The 19,143-nt window shown below is 27.3% G+C and carries 21 protein-coding genes; all 21 read left to right on the top strand.

Annotation, left to right across the window (positions count from 1 at the left end):
• Nucleotides 1–106 precede the first annotated feature (106 nt).
• The 21 genes from GOQ29_RS07335 (at nt 107) to ftsW (ending at nt 19,141) form a co-directional block, all read left to right on the top strand.
• Nucleotides 107–1,054 carry a PstS family phosphate ABC transporter substrate-binding protein gene (locus tag GOQ29_RS07335; protein ID WP_203371997.1) on the top strand — a complete coding sequence of 316 codons (948 nt, stop codon included), beginning with the start codon at nt 107–109 and terminating at the stop codon, nt 1,052–1,054.
• 196 nt (nt 1,055–1,250) lie between these two features.
• The gene (pstC, locus tag GOQ29_RS07330; RefSeq protein WP_203371996.1) at nt 1,251–2,177 is read left to right on the top strand and encodes a phosphate ABC transporter permease subunit PstC; all 927 of its coding nucleotides are present in this window, start codon (nt 1,251–1,253) and stop codon (nt 2,175–2,177) included.
• The gene (pstA, locus tag GOQ29_RS07325; RefSeq protein ID WP_203371995.1) at nt 2,177–3,034 is read left to right on the top strand and encodes a phosphate ABC transporter permease PstA; all 858 of its coding nucleotides are present in this window, start codon (nt 2,177–2,179) and stop codon (nt 3,032–3,034) included. Before pstC ends, pstA begins: the two co-directional genes overlap by 1 nt.
• A 20-nt stretch (nt 3,035–3,054) precedes the next feature.
• Entirely contained in the window at nt 3,055–3,810 is a 756-nt protein-coding gene (pstB, locus tag GOQ29_RS07320; RefSeq protein WP_203371994.1) for a phosphate ABC transporter ATP-binding protein PstB, read from the top strand.
• A gap of 11 nt (nt 3,811–3,821) precedes the next feature.
• A complete protein-coding gene (phoU, locus tag GOQ29_RS07315; protein WP_203371993.1) occupies nt 3,822–4,469 on the top strand; it encodes a phosphate signaling complex protein PhoU in 648 nt (215 codons plus the stop codon).
• A 95-nt stretch (nt 4,470–4,564) separates the two neighbouring features.
• Nucleotides 4,565–5,152 (top strand): YhcN/YlaJ family sporulation lipoprotein, encoded by a 588-nt coding sequence (locus tag GOQ29_RS07310; protein ID WP_203371992.1) that lies wholly within the window; start codon nt 4,565–4,567, stop codon nt 5,150–5,152.
• A 120-nt stretch (nt 5,153–5,272) separates the two neighbouring features.
• Nucleotides 5,273–5,449: a hypothetical protein gene (locus GOQ29_RS07305; protein WP_203371991.1), complete on the top strand. Its 177-nt coding sequence runs from the start codon at nt 5,273–5,275 to the stop codon at nt 5,447–5,449.
• Between the two features lie 99 nt (nt 5,450–5,548).
• Nucleotides 5,549–5,752, top strand: coding sequence for a hypothetical protein (locus GOQ29_RS07300; RefSeq protein ID WP_203371990.1), 204 nt, complete (start codon nt 5,549–5,551; stop codon nt 5,750–5,752).
• Nucleotides 5,753–5,851: 99 nt separating this feature from the next.
• Nucleotides 5,852–5,998: a hypothetical protein gene (locus tag GOQ29_RS07295; protein ID WP_203371989.1), complete on the top strand. Its 147-nt coding sequence runs from the start codon at nt 5,852–5,854 to the stop codon at nt 5,996–5,998.
• 14 nt (nt 5,999–6,012) lie between these two features.
• On the top strand, nt 6,013–7,275 hold the full coding sequence (gene yfmF, locus GOQ29_RS07290) for an EF-P 5-aminopentanol modification-associated protein YfmF (RefSeq protein ID WP_203371988.1): 1,263 nt from the start codon (nt 6,013–6,015) through the stop codon (nt 7,273–7,275).
• 22 nt (nt 7,276–7,297) lie between these two features.
• Nucleotides 7,298–8,590 (top strand): EF-P 5-aminopentanol modification-associated protein YfmH, encoded by a 1,293-nt coding sequence (gene yfmH / locus GOQ29_RS07285; protein ID WP_207750666.1) that lies wholly within the window; start codon nt 7,298–7,300, stop codon nt 8,588–8,590.
• Between the two features lie 87 nt (nt 8,591–8,677).
• A complete protein-coding gene (lgt, locus tag GOQ29_RS07280; RefSeq protein WP_203371987.1) occupies nt 8,678–9,409 on the top strand; it encodes a prolipoprotein diacylglyceryl transferase in 732 nt (243 codons plus the stop codon).
• Nucleotides 9,410–9,609: 200 nt separating this feature from the next.
• Complete coding sequence (locus GOQ29_RS07275) at nt 9,610–9,774, top strand: aspartyl-phosphate phosphatase Spo0E family protein (protein ID WP_252187552.1); 165 nt, start codon at nt 9,610–9,612, stop codon at nt 9,772–9,774.
• A 178-nt stretch (nt 9,775–9,952) separates the two neighbouring features.
• On the top strand, nt 9,953–10,384 hold the full coding sequence (gene mraZ, locus GOQ29_RS07270) for a division/cell wall cluster transcriptional repressor MraZ (RefSeq protein WP_203371986.1): 432 nt from the start codon (nt 9,953–9,955) through the stop codon (nt 10,382–10,384).
• Nucleotides 10,385–10,411: 27 nt separating this feature from the next.
• Entirely contained in the window at nt 10,412–11,344 is a 933-nt protein-coding gene (gene rsmH / locus GOQ29_RS07265) for a 16S rRNA (cytosine(1402)-N(4))-methyltransferase RsmH (RefSeq protein ID WP_203371985.1), read from the top strand.
• A 30-nt stretch (nt 11,345–11,374) separates the two neighbouring features.
• Nucleotides 11,375–11,839, top strand: a complete 465-nt coding sequence (locus tag GOQ29_RS07260; RefSeq protein WP_203371984.1) for an FtsB/FtsL family cell division protein — start codon at nt 11,375–11,377, stop codon at nt 11,837–11,839.
• A gap of 18 nt (nt 11,840–11,857) precedes the next feature.
• Nucleotides 11,858–14,065 (top strand): stage V sporulation protein D, encoded by a 2,208-nt coding sequence (locus GOQ29_RS07255; protein ID WP_203371983.1) that lies wholly within the window; start codon nt 11,858–11,860, stop codon nt 14,063–14,065.
• A gap of 130 nt (nt 14,066–14,195) precedes the next feature.
• Nucleotides 14,196–15,662: a UDP-N-acetylmuramoyl-L-alanyl-D-glutamate--2,6-diaminopimelate ligase gene (locus GOQ29_RS07250; RefSeq protein WP_203371982.1), complete on the top strand. Its 1,467-nt coding sequence runs from the start codon at nt 14,196–14,198 to the stop codon at nt 15,660–15,662.
• 33 nt (nt 15,663–15,695) lie between these two features.
• On the top strand, nt 15,696–16,667 hold the full coding sequence (gene mraY, locus GOQ29_RS07245) for a phospho-N-acetylmuramoyl-pentapeptide-transferase (RefSeq protein WP_203371981.1): 972 nt from the start codon (nt 15,696–15,698) through the stop codon (nt 16,665–16,667).
• Between the two features lie 13 nt (nt 16,668–16,680).
• A complete protein-coding gene (gene murD / locus GOQ29_RS07240) occupies nt 16,681–18,057 on the top strand; it encodes a UDP-N-acetylmuramoyl-L-alanine--D-glutamate ligase (protein WP_203371980.1) in 1,377 nt (458 codons plus the stop codon).
• Nucleotides 18,041–19,141 (top strand): putative lipid II flippase FtsW, encoded by a 1,101-nt coding sequence (gene ftsW, locus GOQ29_RS07235; RefSeq protein WP_203371979.1) that lies wholly within the window; start codon nt 18,041–18,043, stop codon nt 19,139–19,141. The genes murD and ftsW overlap by 17 nt, the downstream gene beginning before the upstream one ends.
• The last annotated feature ends 2 nt before the right edge of the window (nt 19,142–19,143 follow it).

Below are 19,143 nucleotides of genomic sequence, written 5' to 3'. Positions count from 1 at the left end.
AACAGTTATTTAACATACCCTTAACCAGGAGACAACATATTTCAAAATAGATAATGTTATACTTTCCTTGAAAGATAAATTATAAATTGTGAAAGGGGATATTAACATGAAAAAAATTGTATCATTATTAGTAGTATTAATATTGTCAGTATCAGTGTTTGTTGGTTGTGAAACAGAAGGCGAAGAGAAATCCAACGATACTAAAAAAAGTGAGGAATTAAGTGGTTCAATAGAGATAGATGGATCGTCAACAGTTTATCCTATTACAATGGCAGTTGCAGAGGAGTTTCAAATTGGACATGAAGATACAGAAGTTACTGTAGGGGTTTCTGGAACTGGTGGAGGAATGAAAAGATTTACAATAGGTGAAACTAATATAAGTAATGCTTCTAGAGAAATAAAAGAGGAAGAAGCTGAAATAGCAGAAGAAAATGGAATAGAATTTACTAGATTAACTGTTGCTCTTGATGGAATATCAGTGGTTGTAAATAGTAATAATGATTGGGCAGATGATATTACTGTAGAGGAATTAAAGAAAATTTGGGAACCAAATAGCTCTGTCAAAAAGTGGAGTGATATAAATTCTAATTGGCCAGAAGAAGAAATTAAATTATATGGTCCAGGAACAGATTCAGGAACTTTTGATTATTTTACTGAAGCAATTGTAGGGGAAAGTGGAGCTACTAGAACGGACTTTACTGCTAGTGAAGATGATAATGTATTAGTACAAGGAGTTGCTGGAGATGAATATGCATTGGGGTATTTTGGATATGCATATTATGAAGAAAATAAAGATAAATTAAAAGCATTAAGTATAGATGGAGTAGAACCGACTCCTGAGAATATTGGTAGTGAAAAATATACTCCTTTAGCAAGACCAATATTTATATATGTAAATAATGATCATTATAAAAATAAATCACAAGTAAAGGAATTTGTAGATTATTATTTAAATAATGGTAAGTCTATTGTACCAAGTACTGGTTATGTAGCATTAACAGAAGAAAGATATGAAGAAGAATTAAATAAATTAAAGGAATTGGGAACTAAATAATAAAAATGGGTAATGTACCCATTTTTATTATTGTTTAAGGAGGTTAAGTAATTGAAACTTTTTGTTTTATTGAATGGTATCCAGATTATCTTCTTAACTTAAAATTAACATTCTATTAACTTTAAAGCAACAACATTAACAGATAAATAAATTATAATTAATATATAGCTTAACGAAGAAGTAGGGAGGATTTAAAATGTATGCTATTCAGGAAAAATCAAAGAAGATAAATCGTAATAAAATAAAAAAGAGAAATGTTAAGGAAAGATGTATTAAAATAATTTTATTTTTATTAGCATCAATATCTATATTAACTACTATAGGGATAGTAATTATTCTTTCTAGGGAGACTATATCTTTTTTAAGAGAGGTTTCTATAATTGAATTTTTAACAGGAACTGAATGGACAGCATTATTTGCTAATCCTAAGTTTGGAGTACTACCATTAGTTATGGGGACTTTAATGATTGCAGTATATGGAAGTTTTATTGCAATTCCAATAGGATTAGGAAGTGCAATCTATCTTAGTGAGTATGCATCAGAAAAAACTAGGAAAATAGTTAAGCCTCTATTAGAGATACTGTCGGGGATTCCATCAATTGTATATGGTTATTTTGCATTAACTTTTATAACACCATTATTACAAAAAGTTATTCCTGATATAAATATATTTAATGCTTTAAGTGCCAGTGTAGCTGTAGGAATTATGATAATACCTATGATTTCTTCTTTAAGTGAAGATGCTATGAAAGCTGTACCTAATGAAATTAGACAGGGAGCATATGCCTTGGGAGCTACAAAATTTGAAGTTTCAATAAAGATTGTTGTACCAGCAGCCTTATCTAGTATAATTTCTTCTTTTGTTTTGGCTATTTCCAGAGCTATAGGAGAAACTATGATAGTTAGTTTAGCGGCAGGTTCTACACCAAAATTAACACTAAATCCTTTAGAAAGTGTTCAAACTATGACATCTTTTATAGTACAAGTGGCATCAGGAGATGTTACCCATGGGAGTCTTATATATAAAACTATATTTGCAGTAGGAATGCTTCTATTCTTAATTACATTGATAATGAATATTATAGCTAGAATGATAATTAAGAAATATAGGGAGGAGTATTAATGAGTAATGTAAAGAAAAGAAAATTAATAGATAAAGGGTTTCATATATTAGTATTTTTGACAACCTTATTTGGATTGCTTATTTTAAGTATATTGTTATTTGATATATTGAAAGATGGTTTAAAATGGATTAATATAGAATTTTTTACTAATTTTACCTCAAGATTTGCAGAAAAAGCAGGGATAAGAGCTCCTCTTTTTGGAAGTATATGGATAATCACTATTACTATGATTTTTGCATTTCCTATAGGAGTTGGGAGTGCTCTTTATTTAGAAGAATATTCTGATGATAAAAAAATTTTAACTAAGATTATAAAATTAAATATATCTAATTTAGCAGGAGTTCCATCTATTGTATTTGGAATATTAGGATTAGGAATATTCGTGAATTTCTTAGGATTTGGTAGGAGCATATTATCAGGAGCTTTAACATTAACTCTTCTTATATTGCCTATTATAATAGTTTCTTCCCAAGAAGCTATTAAGAGTGTACCTAAGGAATTAAGACATGGTGCTTATGCTTTGGGAGCAACAAAATGGCAAGTGGTGAAAGGAGTAGTATTACCTTATTCATTACCGGGGATTTTAACAGGATCTATATTAGCAATTGCTAGAGCCTTAGGAGAAACAGCCCCCTTAATTATTATAGGAGCTGTGACATTTATTGCATTTATTCCAGAAAGTATATTTGATAAATTTACTACATTACCAATGCAAGTTTATAATTGGTCAACAATGCCTCAAACAGAATTCCATGATTTAGCAGCAGGAGCCATTATTATTTTATTGATATTATTATTAGGAGCAAATGCTGTTGCTATTATACTAAGAAATAAATATCAAAATAGAATAAAATAATAAAATTAGGAGGTATTATAATGAACATCAAAATAGATGTAAAGAATTTAGATTTTTTTTATGGTGATTTTAAAGCATTGAATAATATAAATATAGAAATAGAAGAAAATAAAGTAACCGCATTTATAGGCCCATCAGGATGTGGTAAATCGACATTTATTAGAACAATGAATCGTATGAATGATTTAATTGATGGAACTAAACATGTTGGAGAAATAATATATGAAGGTAAAAATATTTATTCTTCTGAAGTAGATGTTGTGGAATTGAGAACTAAAGTTGGCATGGTTTTTCAAAAGCCAAATCCTTTTCCAAAATCTATATATGAAAATATTGTATTCGGTCCTAAAAGAAATGGTATAAAAAAGAAAGCAGAATTAGATAGAATAGTTGAAACCAGTTTAAAAGATGCGGCACTTTGGGAAGAAGTAAAAGATAGACTTGATTCATCAGCATGGTCACTTTCAGGAGGACAACAACAGAGACTTTGTATTGCTAGAGCATTAGCTATGAAACCGGATGTATTATTGATGGATGAGCCTACATCAGCATTAGATCCTGTTGCTACATCAAAAATTGAAGAATTAATTGGAGAACTTAAAGATAAATATACTATTGTAATCGTAACCCATTCTATGCAGCAGGCAGGAAGAATATCAGACAATACAGCATTTTTTCTAATGGGAAAATTAATTGAATATGGTGAGACTTCTAAGATATTTTCTAATCCAGAAGATAAAAGAACTGAGGATTATATTACAGGTAGATTTGGTTAAGGAGGGATATTATGAGAAAATATTTTGATATTGAACTTGAAAGATTAAATGATTTATTATTAAAAATGGGAGTAATGGTGGAGGAGTTGATTGATATTTCTATTGACTCTTTATTAAAACAAGATGAAGTGTTAGCTGATAAAGTAATAAATTTAGATATTGAAATTGACAAAATGGAAATTAAAATCGAAAAAAAATGTATAGAACTTATTGCATTGCAACAACCTAAAGCAAAAGATTTAAGGGAGATTAGTACTATACTTAAAATAATAACTGATTTAGAAAGGATTGGAGATAATGGTGTAAATATTGCAAAAATCACTAAAAGACTTAGTAATGAAATATATATTAAACCATTAATAGATATACCTCATATGGCTAACATATCCAAGGAAATGCTTAGAAAAAGCCTTGATAGTTTTGTGAAAAAAGACGAAGAATTAGCAAGAGAAGTGGCAAAGATGGATGATATTGTAGATGATATATATGAAACAATATATATAGAATTATTGGATATTCTAATAGAAGATAAGAGTAAGATGAAACAAATCGTAGATTTGTTATTTATAGGAAGGTATATTGAGAGGATATCAGATCATACAACTAATATATGTGAAAGAATAATATATATGATAAGTGGAAATAGAGTTAATTATTAGACTTTACTAAAATGTAAAGTCTTTTTTATTTTTATATTTAAAATTAAATAATAAAATTTATAAATTATGTAATACTAATTATAGGAGGTGTAAATATGAATAAAAAATTTAGTAAATTCAGCATCATATTGTTAATTATACTTATGATCACAGCTATAAGTATAGGATGTCAACCAGAAGAAGAGCCAGATGATAATGGTGATGTAAATGATAATGGCGACGTGAATGATAATGGAGATGTAGGAAATAATGGCGATGTAGGAGACAATGGTGACATAGATAATAATGGTGATATAAATGATAATGATGATGATATGACAGATGATGCTGAAGAAGATGTAGATGATATTAATGGTGAAAATGAAGACATAGCTAATAGTATAGTAGAGGTGAATGGAATTAATGATGCCACTGTAGTAGTAAGAGATAATACAGCAATAGTAGGAATAGATGCTGTTGATACTACAGATGGAGAAATTTCTCAAGAATTAAGGGATGATATAGAAGCTAAAGTGAAAGAGAGAAATGAAGACATAGATGAAGTATATATATCTTCTGAAACAGACTATTTTGATAGAATTAATAGAGTAGCAGAAGATATCAGAAGAGGAGATCCAATAGATGACTTTACTGATGAATTAGATGATTTAATTGATGCTTTAACTCCTGATACTCGAGACTAAATAGTAATTAATAGATTATAAGACTTTTATGAAAAAAATCCAGCAAATTGCTGGATTTTTTTCATAAAAGCTTTATTTCATTACGTAAATATTAATAATTATATATTTTGGAGGAATAGTATGGATAATAATAGAAAATATTATAAGTATATATTAATATTTTTAATACTAATTTCATTTTTAGTATATATGTGTTATGAAGATCCGATAGAAAATTTATTTATAATGATTTTTTCATTTTCTGTTATAATGTTAATAGGATTAATTTTTAAAAAAAGAATATGTATCTATTATTAAGTTAATTTTTATATTTTTATTATATTATTTATTGGTATTTATGATATAAGTATAATAACAGATACTTTATGGTCTAGTAAGTCATTAATAGAATCTTATGTGAATTTGATAGAGAATAATTCTAATAATATAAAAAGAATAGGAATTAATTTAATAGGAATAGATAAAAATATTAATGATAGCATTGATGATTCTGAAGCTATTAAACAAAGTGTAATATTTCAAAGTAAAATAAAAGAAAAATTAGTGGAAGAATTAAATATTGATTCTTCCAGAATAGTATTTTTTGGTATGATGATTTAAAACCTAATTATTTAAGTAAAAACAATGAATTACTGGGATATGGTATTTCTGAAATGATTCGTTTAATTAGTTGATCCCTAGTTGGAAGAAGTAATAAAAGTGGATATTTATCAAAAAATAAAAAAAGAAATTGAATTTCCTGATGGAGTAAAATGTAAAGTATTAGATGGATTTCTTATGGATAATAATATCATAAATGAAATAATAAACAGGATTGAATGTGTAGATATTCAAAACTGGAATTAATAGGAGGGATAAATTTGTTAAAGACAACAAGAGAAAAAATAAATGATGAAGTGTATTTAAATATTATTAATGGAGATAAGTTTAAAACTGAACTTATTAGTTTTTATTTTATTATGCCATTAAATAGAAGTGAGGTTACTAAAAATACATTAGTACCTCTTATTTTAAAGAGAGGTACCAAACAATATAATACTTCTATGGATATAGAAAGAAGGTTAGAAGAATTATATGGTTCTGACCTAAGTGTAAGTGTAAATAAAAAAGGTGAAAAACATATTATAAGATTTACTATTGAAGGACCAAGAGAAGATTTTGTTTTATCTAATGATATATTGAAGAATAAATTAGATGTGTTAAAAGAGTTAATTTATAATCCTTTGGTAATAGATAATAAGTTTAAGGAAGAGTATGTTTCTCAAGAAAAAAGGAATTTAAAAGATAGAATTTCTTCTAGAATAAATGATAAGAAACAATATTCAACAACTAGATGTATAGAAGAAATGTGCAAGAATGAACCTTATCATATTTATAAGTATGGTTATATAGAGGATTTAGAAAATATTAATTCACAGAATTTGTATAAACATTATTTAGATTTTTTTAAAAAATCTAGAGTAGAAATTAATGTTGTAAGTAATATAGAAAAAAATGAAATTAAAAATATAATTAAAGATTATTTTCCATTTGATGAAAGAGAGAGTAAACTTTTAAAAAGAGAAAATGTAATTAAGAAAGATATTGAAGAAAAAACAGTTATAGAAGAAATGGATATAAAGCAAGGAAAGTTAACATTAGGTTATAGAACCAATATACCATATGAAGATGATTTGTATACTGCTTTTCTTGTAGGTAATCATATTTTAGGTGGTGGCCCAGATTCAAAGTTATTTATAAATGTTAGAGAGAAAGAGAGTTTAGCATATTATATTTATTCAAGAGGATATAAATATAAATCGCTAATGCTAATTTCAGCAGGAATTGAATTTGATAAATATGAAAGTGCATTAAATATAATAAAAGAACAAATAGAGGCTATGAAAAAAGGAGAATTTGAAGAAAAAAATATTGAACAATCTAAAAAAGCAATGATTACATCTATGAAAGCTGTAGAAGATGATACTTATTCAATTTCTGAGTTTAATTTAAGCAAAGTATTAACTGATAATCAAGATATAGATGAAATTATAGATTCTATTAATAAAGTTAAAAAAGAAGATATAATAAATTCTATGAATAAAATATCATTAGATACTGTATATTTTTTAAAAAATCAATAGAATAACTATAGGAGGTATTTAATTGAATAATATAAGTACTATAAAAAATGAAATTTTAAAAGAAGAAGCTTTTTTACATGTATTGGAGAATGGATTAAAAGTCTATTTTGTGCCTAAAAAAGGTTTTACTAAGAAATATGCTGTATTTGCTACAAATTATGGTTCTAATGATAATGAATTTGTTCCTTTGGGTGAAGATAATTCGATAGTAGTTCCTGAAGGAATTGCACATTTTTTAGAACATAAATTATTTGAAGAAAAAGAAGGTAATATTTTCAATGAATTCTCTGAGTTGGGATCATATGTTAATGCTTATACGAATTTTAATCAAACAGCTTATTTGTTTTCTTGTACTGATAAATTTTATGAGAATCTTAAATTGTTAGTTTCTTTTGTTCAAAGTCCCTATTTTACAGATGAAAATGTAGATAAGGAAAAAGGAATAATAGCACAAGAAATTAAAATGTATGATGATAATCCAAGTTGGAAAGTATATTTTAATTGTTTAAGAGGTATGTATCATAAACATCCTGTTAGAATTGATATAGCAGGTACAGTAGAAAGTATTTCTAATATTGACAAAGAAACATTGTATAAGTGTTATAATACTTTTTATCATCCTTCTAATATGGTTTTATTTATGGTAGGTGATATTAATTTTGAAAAAGCTATAGATGTAATTAATAAAAACATGAATAGAGGTATTTCTAATGATATAAAAAATATAGAAAGGATTTATCCCAATGAACCTAAAGAGATAAATAATAAGTATATTGAAGAAAAATTAAGTGTTTCTATACCTTTATTTAATATTGGATTTAAGGACTACGATGTTGGATATGATGGTGATGAACTTATTAAAAAGCAGATTACAACTAATGTATTATTAGATATACTTTTTGGTACAGGAACAGAGTTTTATAAAAATATGTATGAAAAAGGAATAATTAATAATAATTTTGGATCTCAATTTACAGCTAATAAAACCTATGCACATTCGATTATAGGTGGAGAATCAGATGATCCTAAAGAGGTATTAAATAAAGTATTAGAATATATAAAGAAAATTAAAAAACAAGGATTAAATGAAGAAGATTTTAAAAGAATAAAAAATAAAATGCTTGGACATCATGTCATGAATTTTGATTCTTTAGATTATATTGCTAATAGTTTTATAAAATATACATTTAACAATACTTCGCTATTAAACTATTTAAATATATTAGAAGACGTTACATTTGATGATATAATTCATAGATTTGATAATCACTTTAATAAAGATAATTGTACGTTATCTGTTATAAAATCAAAATAGGTTTGTTGACTTTAGTATAAAATTATTATAATTTATCTATAGCTACTAGTTATAACTAGTAGCTATAAAATATTAGGGAGGATAAATATGAATCCAATAGCATTTGAAATATTTGGTATAAGTGTAAGATGGTATGGTATATTTATAGCTATAGGAATGGTATTAGGTACACTTTTAGCCATTAGAGAATCTAGAAGGATAGACTTTGACGAAGATGAGTTGATTAATTTACTATTATTTGCAATACCTATTGCTATTATAGGAGCACGACTTTATTATGTAATATTCCAATGGGAATATTATCAGGGGGATATATTAAAAATAATAAATATAAGAGAAGGTGGCTTGGCTATACATGGAGGTATTATAGGAAGTGTATTTACGGCTATTGTTTATTGTAAAATAAGAAATATTAATTTTTGGACAATAGGAGATATAACAGCTCCAAGTATAATATTAGGTCAGGCTATTGGAAGATGGGGAAATTTTATAAATCAAGAGGCATATGGAAGAGAAACAGATTTACCATGGGGGATTTCAGTTGATGGTGTTAATGTACATCCTACTTTTTTATATGAGTCTTTATGGAATATATTGATGTTTGTATTTTTATTATGGTATCGGAAGAATAAAAAGAAAATAGAGGGAGAAGTGTTTTTACTTTATTTATCATTATATTCATTAGGAAGATTTTTTATTGAAGGATTAAGAACAGATAGTTTGATGCTTGGTGATATAAGAGTTGCTCAATTGATTAGTATAGTTTTAATAATTTTTACTATGATAATTTTCTTTGTTAGAAGAAAGAGAAAAATGTAGAAAAGTAGATAAAAATGGTGAAAACTTCAAATTATGTATCTAATTAGATAATATAGGTAGAAAAATGAAATAAAATGAAGTATATTGAAGAGAATTAGTATTTTTATTACGTTTTTCGAGCAAATAGCATATAAAATTAATTGACAATTTCATGTTTCAGTAATAAAATGAAATCACCTTTAATAATGGTGGGTGATAATATGACAATAGACGACAAAATTACCTTTTTAAGGGACGAGCTTAATAAACTTTTGCTAAGCAATGCTAATTATGATGAAATATATAAATTAAGCGTTGCTTTGGATAAATTAATAACTAAATATTATGTAGAACATAAAAAAAATAATAGTACTATAAAGAGTTAAAGAATATTTTGATTGTTAACAATCAAAATATTCTTTTTTTGTTTTTAAAAATAGTACTAAAGTTCTACTAAAAAAAATCTAAAAAATAGAAGGATATTGAGAATATATATAGAATTAATAATAAAGTGGTGTAAAGTGGTAACAAGTGGTGTAAAAATTATAAAAGTGGGGTTAATATATGTTTATTGGTGAACATATCCATTCTATTGATAAAAAAGGAAGAGTAATAGTACCGGCTAAATTTAGAGAAAACTTAGGAAGTTCTTTTATAGTAACTAAAGGATTAGATAATTGTTTATTTGTTTATCCTTTAGAAGAATGGAATGTTCTTGAAAACAAATTAAAATCCTTACCTTTAACACGAAAGGATGCCCGAGCTTTTGTAAGATTTTTCTTTGCTGGGGCTACAGAATGTGAATTAGATAAACAGGGAAGAATATTAATACCTAATAATTTGAGATGTCATGCTAAATTAGATAAAGAGGCTACTATTATTGGGGTTTCAAATAGAATCGAAATTTGGAGTAGTCAAGAATGGAAAGCATATAATGACGATGATGATTTAAGTTATGAGAATATAGCCGAAAAGATGGCAGAATTAGGAATATAGATTAATAATATATTTGAGGTGAAATAAGTGGAATTTAAGCATGTATCTGTGTTATTAGAAGAATCTATAGAAGGATTAAATATAAGGAAAGATGGAATATATATTGATGGTACTTTAGGAGGAGCAGGTCATTCTAAAGAAATTTTAAAAAGAATTGATAATGGTAAACTTATAGGAATAGATCAAGACATGAATGCAATTAATAAGTCAAGAGAAGTATTGAAAGGTTATGAAGATAAGTATCTTTTAGTACATGATAATTTTAAAAATATAAAAGAAATATTAAGTGATTTGAATATTGATAAAGTCAATGGAGTGTTATTAGATTTAGGGGTTTCATCTCATCAATTAGATACAGCTGATAGAGGTTTTTCATTTCATCAGAATGCTCCATTAGATATGCGTATGAATAAAGAAGATAAACTTTCAGCTAAGGAAGTAGTGAATAATTATAGTTTAGATGACTTAAATAGAATTATTAAAGACTTTGGGGAAGAAAGATGGGCTAAAAGGATAGCAGAATTTATAGTGAAAGAAAGAAATAGAAAAGAGATAGAAACAACAGGAGAACTTGTAGATATTATAAAGAAAGCAATACCGAAAGGAGCAAGAAAGGATGGACCACATCCTGCGAGAAGAACCTTTCAAGCTATAAGAATTGAAGTTAACAGGGAATTGGATATATTAAGAGATAGTATTTTTGACATAGTTGATTGTTTAAAACCTAATGGAAGATTGAGTGTTATAACATTTCATTCTTTAGAGGATAGAATTATAAAGGAAGCTTATAAATATTTAAATAAAACATGTATTTGTCCTAAAGAATTTCCTATATGTAAATGTAATAAGAAAAGAGAAATAAAAATAATAAATAAAAAACCTATAATAGCATCACAAATCGAATTGCAAAAAAATCCAAGATCAAGAAGTGCAAAATTGAGAGTGGCGGAAAAAATATAGAGTTCTAAAATTTAAAAGGGGTGAATAGAATTGGTAGTAGCACGAAAAGAATTTCAAACTTATGATCTTCAAAAAGAAAAAGATAGAAAACCGAGAAAAAATAAAAAACCTAAAAAAAATAATACATTAATAAAATTAAAATTATTTTTATATGCTACTGGAGTATTAACCATATCTATAATAATCTTATTAAGATTTGCACATATATCTAGACTACAGTATGATCTTTCGAGTTTAGAGACTGAAGTGTCTAGTTTAGAAAAAGAAAAACAAAACCTTTCAATAAGACTAGAAAAAATTAAGGACTCTAGATGGATTGAAGAAGTTGCGATAAATAGTTTAGATATGAGTTATCCTGATGAAAATCAAAAAGTATATATAGATGTTGATACAGATAATTCTTTAGAGTTATCAGACAAGAAAGAAGAAAATCTCCAAAATACAGCAGAAAATAATAATTTGATAGGAAAGATTATTGATAATATAGTTAATTAATCAAGGAGGGCTTCTTAAGTGTCTTCACCTGCTGTAATTACAAAAAAAAGATTGGTATTTGCTTTGCTATTTTGTATAATATCATTATTTGTATTAAGTGTAAGATTGTTTTACATACAGATAATTAATGGTGAAAAGCTTAGAGAAGGTGCTTTAGAGCAATGGACAAGAGATATACCAGTGCCTGCTAAACGTGGAATTATATATGATAGGAATAATAATGTTATTGCAACTAATATAAGTAGTTATACAGTATGGTGTAGGCCGGCTGATGTTGTTAGTTTAGATAAGGATGCTATTACTATAGCAAACATATTAGATATGGAAAAGAAAGATGTATATGAATCCATGACTAAAACTCAAAGTTTGGTGATTATAAAAAAATGGATAGATAAAGAAGAAGCAGATAAATTAAGAAATGAAAAGATACGTGGTATAGAAATAGTTGATGATAATCAGAGATATTATCCACTAGGAAATTTTGCTTCTCATATTTTAGGATTTACTGATATTGATAATTATGGATTATATGGTGTAGAAAAAGTTTATGATAAATATCTTACAGGAATAAATGGAAGATGGATTAAAGCTGTTGATGGTAAACAAAGGGAACTTCCCTATGATAATGAAGGTTTTTTTGAACCACAAAAAGGAATGAATCTTACACTTACAATTGATGAAACAATACAACATATAGCCGAAAAAGCAGCTCTTGAAGCATTAGTAAAGAATAAGGCTAAAAATGTATCAATTATTTTGATGGATCCTAATAGTGGAGAATTATTAGCTATGGCAACAAAACCAGATTATGATCCTAATGATAATAATTCATTAATTTTTGATCCTGAAAAACCGTGGGTACCATTAGAAGATGATGAGATAGAAAAATATTCTGAATTGCCTTGGGATGATAAGTCTAAAATACTCTATGAAAGTTGGAGAAATTTTTCTATTAATGATAATTATGAGCCGGGATCGACATTTAAAATAATAACAGCTGCTGCTGCATTAGAAGAAAATGTAGTATCAAATGATACGAAATTTCATTGTGATGGATATGTAAGACAGATAAAGGGCGCAAATATTAAATGTTGGAGATATTATAATCCTCATGGAAGTCAAACTTTTGTTGAAGGAGTACAAAATTCTTGTAATGAGGTTTTTGTAAATTTAGGGTTGAAATTAGGCAAGGAGAAGATGCATGAAAATGTGAAAAAATTTGGCTTTGGAGAAAATACAGGAATTTCCTTAACAGGAGAGACATCAGGTATCGTTAGAAATCTTGAGGATATGAAAGAAGTAAATTTAGCAACTATATCTTTTGGTCAAGGTATATCAGTTACTCCAATACAAATGGTAACAGCTATATCTGCAGTGGCAAATGGTGGAAATTTAATGGAACCTAAAGTTGTTAAAAACATAACTGATGATAAAGGTAATATTATACATGATTTTGAGAGAAAAGTAGTTAGAAGAGTAATTTCAGAAAAAACATCTAAAAACCTTTTAGAAATTTTAGAATCAGTAGTTTCTGAAGGTACTGGAAGTAAAGCATATCAACCAGGATATAAGATAGGAGGTAAAACAGGTACAGCTCAAAAAGTTGTAGATGGGAAATATGCACCTGGTACTTATATTGCATCCTTTGCAGGTATTGCACCAACTGATGATCCAAAGGTTGTGGGGTTAGTTGTTATAGATGAACCTAGTGCCGGAATATATTATGGAGGTCAAATTGCTGCACCTGTTATAGGTCAAGTTCTTAAGGAGACATTAGATTATTTAGATTATGAACCTCAATTGACATCTGAGGAAAAGGAGGAATTTAATCTTGATCTAATTGAAGTACCTAATATTAAAGGAATGAATGTAAAAGAAGCAGCTAAGAAGCTAGATGAATTAGAATTAGGTCATGTTACAGATGTTGTAGCTCCTAAGGCGGAAGATGTGGTAAAAGATCAATTGCCTAAAGCAGGTACAAAGGTTAAACAAGGTGAAATCATTGAGTTATATATAAAATCAACACCAATAGAAAAAAGTAGTACTATTGTTCCAAATCTTATGGGAAAAGATTATGATGAAGTAGTAGAAATTCTTAATAGTATTGATGTTAAATTTACGGTTGATGGTGAAGGGAAAGTTATTTCACAATCACCGAAAGCAGGAACGATAGTAAATTATAATACAGAAATCAGAGTAAACTTAGAAGATACTAATTTAGAGTAAAAAGCTCAGGCAACTTCAGACGAAGGTTTGAAAGTTGCCTTTTCTAAATACACTAAGCAACTTATAAGTATTATTATCAATATAATAGATTAGTATATAAATTTATGATATTATTATAGAGGTGTTGATTATGAAATTAGATGCAATATTAAAAGGTTTAAATTATCTAAGTATATCAGGAAATTTAGATATAGAAATAGAAAATATAGTTTTTGATTCCAATGAAGTTAAAGATAATAGTTTATTTGTGGCTATTACAGGATTTAAAGTAAATGGACATAAGTTTATTCAGGAGGTAATAAATAAAGGTGTTAAAGCATTAATAATTGAAGAAACTATTGAGATAAATAAAGATATAACTATTATAAAAGTTATGAATTCTAGAGAAGCCTTATCTATAATATCTAGGAATTTTTACAATAATCCGTCAGCAAAATTAAATATAATTGGTATAACAGGTACAAATGGTAAAACTTCTTGTACGTATTTTATTAAATCAATATTACAAGAGAAAGAAGATGAAGTTGGTATAATAGGCACATTAGGTAGTATAGTTGGAAGTGAATTAACTAAAACTAATAATACTACTCCTGAATCTTTGTATAATCAAAAAATGTTTTACGAAATGAATAAAAAAGGTATTAACACTTGTATTATGGAAGTGTCTTCTCATTCTCTTGTATTAGATAGGGTAAATTGTATTGATTTTAATATAGGGATATTTACCAATTTATCAGAAGAACATCTTGATTTTCATGGAACGATGGAAAATTACATGGGAGCAAAACTTAAATTGTTTTATATGACTAGAGATTATAATATTGTTAATGCAGATGATTTATATGGTCAAAGAATAATTAGGGAATTAAAAAAAATAGATACTACATTAATAACTTATGGTATTAAGTATGGAGATATTAAAGCTCAGAATATAGAATTATCAGTAAAAGGAATTAGTTTTAATCTTATTACTCCTTTAGGGAAAATTGATATAAATATGAAAACTCCAGGAGTTTTTAATGTTTATAATGCATTAGCAGCGGCTAGTTTAGCTGTAGTTATGGGAGTTAATTTAGAATTAATAAAAAAGGGACTAGAAAACATAAAGGGAGTAAAAGGTAGATTTGAAGTTTTACCTATAAATAAAGAATTTGATATTGTAATTGATTTTGCTCATTCACCTGATGGTTTTTCTAATGTATTACATACAGTAAAGGAATTTGCGGAGGGAAGAATTATTACTCTTTTTGGTTGTGGTGGGGACAGAGATAGAAGCAAAAGACCTAAAATGGGAAGAATTGCATCGAAGTATTCAGATATATGTGTATTAACTAGTGATAATTCTAGAACAGAGAATACAGATGATATAATAGAGGAAATACTTATTGGGTTTGATAATACTTCTTGTGAATATAAGAAAATAACTGATAGAAGAGAAGCAATTAAATATGCAATCAAAACTGCTAGATCTAAAGATATTGTATTACTTTTAGGTAAAGGACACGAAACTTATCAAATAATTAATGGAAAGACTTATGAATTTAATGAGTTTAAAATAGTTCAAGAGTTGCTAAATGAGCTTGATAATAATAGATGAAGATTCAGATAAACTTGAGAGGAGAAAATTAGTATGAATTATATTGATATAATTAGAATAATAGTGATTTCATTTTTAATAGCTTTAATATTGGGACCTATTAGTATACCAATGTTAAAAAGGTTAAAGGTAGGACAAAGCATTAGAGAAGAGGGGCCTAAAAGTCATATAAAAAAAAGCGGAACACCTACAATGGGAGGTTTGATTTTTTTAATAGCAGCATTAATAACGTCATTAACATCAGGCATAATTAATCAAGATTTATTTATTTTAATTTTTGCTACTTTAGGATTTGGAATGATCGGTTTTATAGATGATTTTATTAAAGTTGTACTTAAAAGAAATCTTGGCTTAAGGGCATATCAAAAATTATTAGGTCAAATTTTAATAGCTATGATTTTAGTTGTATATCAGACAAAAACAGCATCTCATGGAACTGAAATTATAGTACCATTTTTAAATAATTTTTATTTAGATTTAGGAATTATTTATCTTCCTTTTGTTGTATTTGTAGTTGTAGGAACTGTTAATAGTGTAAATTTAACAGATGGATTAGATGGATTAGCAACTGGAGTAACTTTAATTATATTAGCGTTTTTTAGTTTGATAGCTTTAAAAATGGGTTATAATTCAGTAACAGTGTTTAGTGCTGCATTAGCTGGAGGATGTCTTGGATTTTTAAAGTATAACTCACATCCAGCTCGTGTTTTTATGGGAGATACAGGTTCTTTAGCTTTAGGAGGAGCAATATCAGCAATAGCTATTATTATGAAGATACCATTAATACTTCCAATAGTAGGAGGAATATATTTTGCTGAAACTTTATCAGTTATTATACAGGTTGTGAGCTTTAAGTTGACAGGTAAAAGAATATTTAAGATGAGTCCATTACATCATCATTATGAATTATCTGGATGGAAAGAGACTAAAGTGGTTACTGTATTTTGGCTAATAACTGTAATCTTATGTTTAATAGGGTTATTTGCATTAAGGTATTTTATATAAAGTAGGTGAGTACATGAATATAAAAGATAAAAATATTTTAGTTCTTGGTTTAGGTATAAGCGGAGTATCTACAGCTAAAGCATTAAATAAATTAGGAGCAAATATAATAATAAATGATTCAAAAGATGAGAAAGAATTGAGAAGATATATAGATGAATTAAAGAATATTAATATTCAATATTTATTAGGAACTAATGATATTAATTTAAATAATATAGATTTAATCATTAAAAGTCCTGGAATAAAGAATTCAGTACCGATTATAAAGAAAGCTATTAAAAACGATATAGAAGTAATAACAGATATTGAATTAGGGTATAGATTGTTTAGTAATAAATTTGTTGCCATAACAGGTACTAATGGAAAGACTACAACAACCACTTTAGTTGGAAAGGTATTTAAAGAAGATGGAAAAGTTACCCATGTAAGTGGAAATATTGGAGTCGGTATTTTATGGGAGTTGGTTAATTCAAATGAAGAAGATTATTTCATAATAGAAACTAGTAGTTTTCAATTGGAAAATACGGTAGAATTTAAACCGGATGTAAGTGTAATAATAAATATTAAACCAGATCATATTGATTGGCATGGGAACTATGAAAATTATATAAATGCAAAGGCAAAAATATTTAAAAATCAAGATGAAAGAGATTATATTGTATTAAATTACGATGATGCAGATGTTAGAAAATTAGAGAATAAAATTAAAGCCAATATAATTTGGTTCAGTCAAAACAATAAATTAGAAAAGGGTATTTTTATAGATTGTAATCATATTGTATATAGTGATGGTGTCAAGAGTATTAATATAATAGGTCTTAAGGATATAAAGATTCCAGGAAAACATAATATTGAAAATATAATGGCAACAATAGGTATATCATTAGTTATGAATCTAGATATTAATAATTTAAGGAAATCAATTACTTCTTTTTATGGGGTAGAACATAGATTGGAATTTGTTGAGGAAATTGGATTTGTTAGATATTATAATGATTCTAAAGGCAGTAATCCAGCTGCATCTATTCAAGCTATAAAAGCTCTCGAAGCACCTATAGTACTCATTGCTGGAGGATATGATAAAAATTCAGATTATCAGGAATTTGTTAATTCTTTTAATGGTAAAGTTTCTTCACTAATTTTGTTAGGAGAAACAAAATATAAGATAGCACAGCTAGCAAAAGAACAAGGGTTTGAAAATATCTATATGGTTAACGATATGGAAGAGGCTGTAAATAAGGCTTATACTATAGCTACCTTTGGAGGTAATGTATTATTATCTCCGGCGTCTGCTAGTTGGGATATGTATGATAATTATGAAATAAGGGGAAATGATTTTAAAAATCTTGTAAAGCATATAAGGAGGATTCACAATGCCAAAAAAGGCTAGTGATTTTACATTAATGATTGCTACAATCATTTTAGTTTTTATAGGGATTGTAATGGTATTTAGTTCTAGCTATCCTGAGGCTTATTATAAATTAGGAAATCCCTATTATTATTTTATAAAACAACTAATTTTTAGTGGATTAGGTCTATTTATTATGATATTCTTTATGAATTTTAAATATTGGGTTTTAAGAAGGCTTTCTAAATTGATTTTTTTAGGTGCTATTATTTTAGATGGATTATTATTTACTCCTTTAGGCTTTGATGCTGGTGGAGCAACGAGATGGATCAATATTGCAGGAGTTACTATAATGCCTTCAGAGGTAATAAAACTAGCTTCAATAATTTTAATGGCTACGTTTTTAGCTAAAAAGAAAGATGATGTTCAGAAGTTAGGGAAAGGGTTATTACCTGCGTTATTTTTGATTGCTTTATCTTGTGGACTAATAATTATTCAACCAGATTTAAGTACTAGTGCTACTTTAGGGGTTACGTTAGTAATTATGTTATTTATTGCTGGAGTTAAAATGAGACATCTAATTGGATTAGGAGCTATTGGGGCAGCTAGTGTGGTATTAGCAATAATTGGTAAAGAATATAGATTAAAAAGAATGCTAATTTTTATGGATCCTTTTGCAAACCCAACAGGGGATGGTTGGCAAGTTGTTCAATCATTATATGCTTTAGGATCAGGAGGACTATTTGGAGCAGGTTTAGGTCAAAGTAAGCAAAAGTTTTTTTATATTCCTGAGCCTTATAGTGATTTTATTTTTTCTATAATTGGAGAAGAATTAGGGTTTATAGGAGGAGTAATAGTTATCATACTTTTTTTAATAATTATATGGAGAGGTATAAAGATAGCATTATCAGCAAAAGATTTATTTAGTTGTTATTTAGCATCAGGTATTACTGCATTAATAGCAATTCAAACATTAATACATATTGGAGTTGTAACTAGTTCATTGCCACCTACAGGTATTCCTTTACCTTTTGTTAGTGCAGGAGGAACTTCATTAATGGTATTTATGGCAGGTATAGGTATCTTATTAAATATTTCTAGACATGCGAAATTAGATAGGAGTTGAAA

Source organism: Anaeromonas gelatinilytica, from assembly GCF_016820635.1.
GTDB lineage: Bacteria > Bacillota > Clostridia > Tissierellales > SIT17 > Anaeromonas > Anaeromonas gelatinilytica.
The sequence above is the reverse complement of the archived record's forward strand: the minus strand, read 5'-3'. Positions and strand labels throughout refer to the sequence as shown.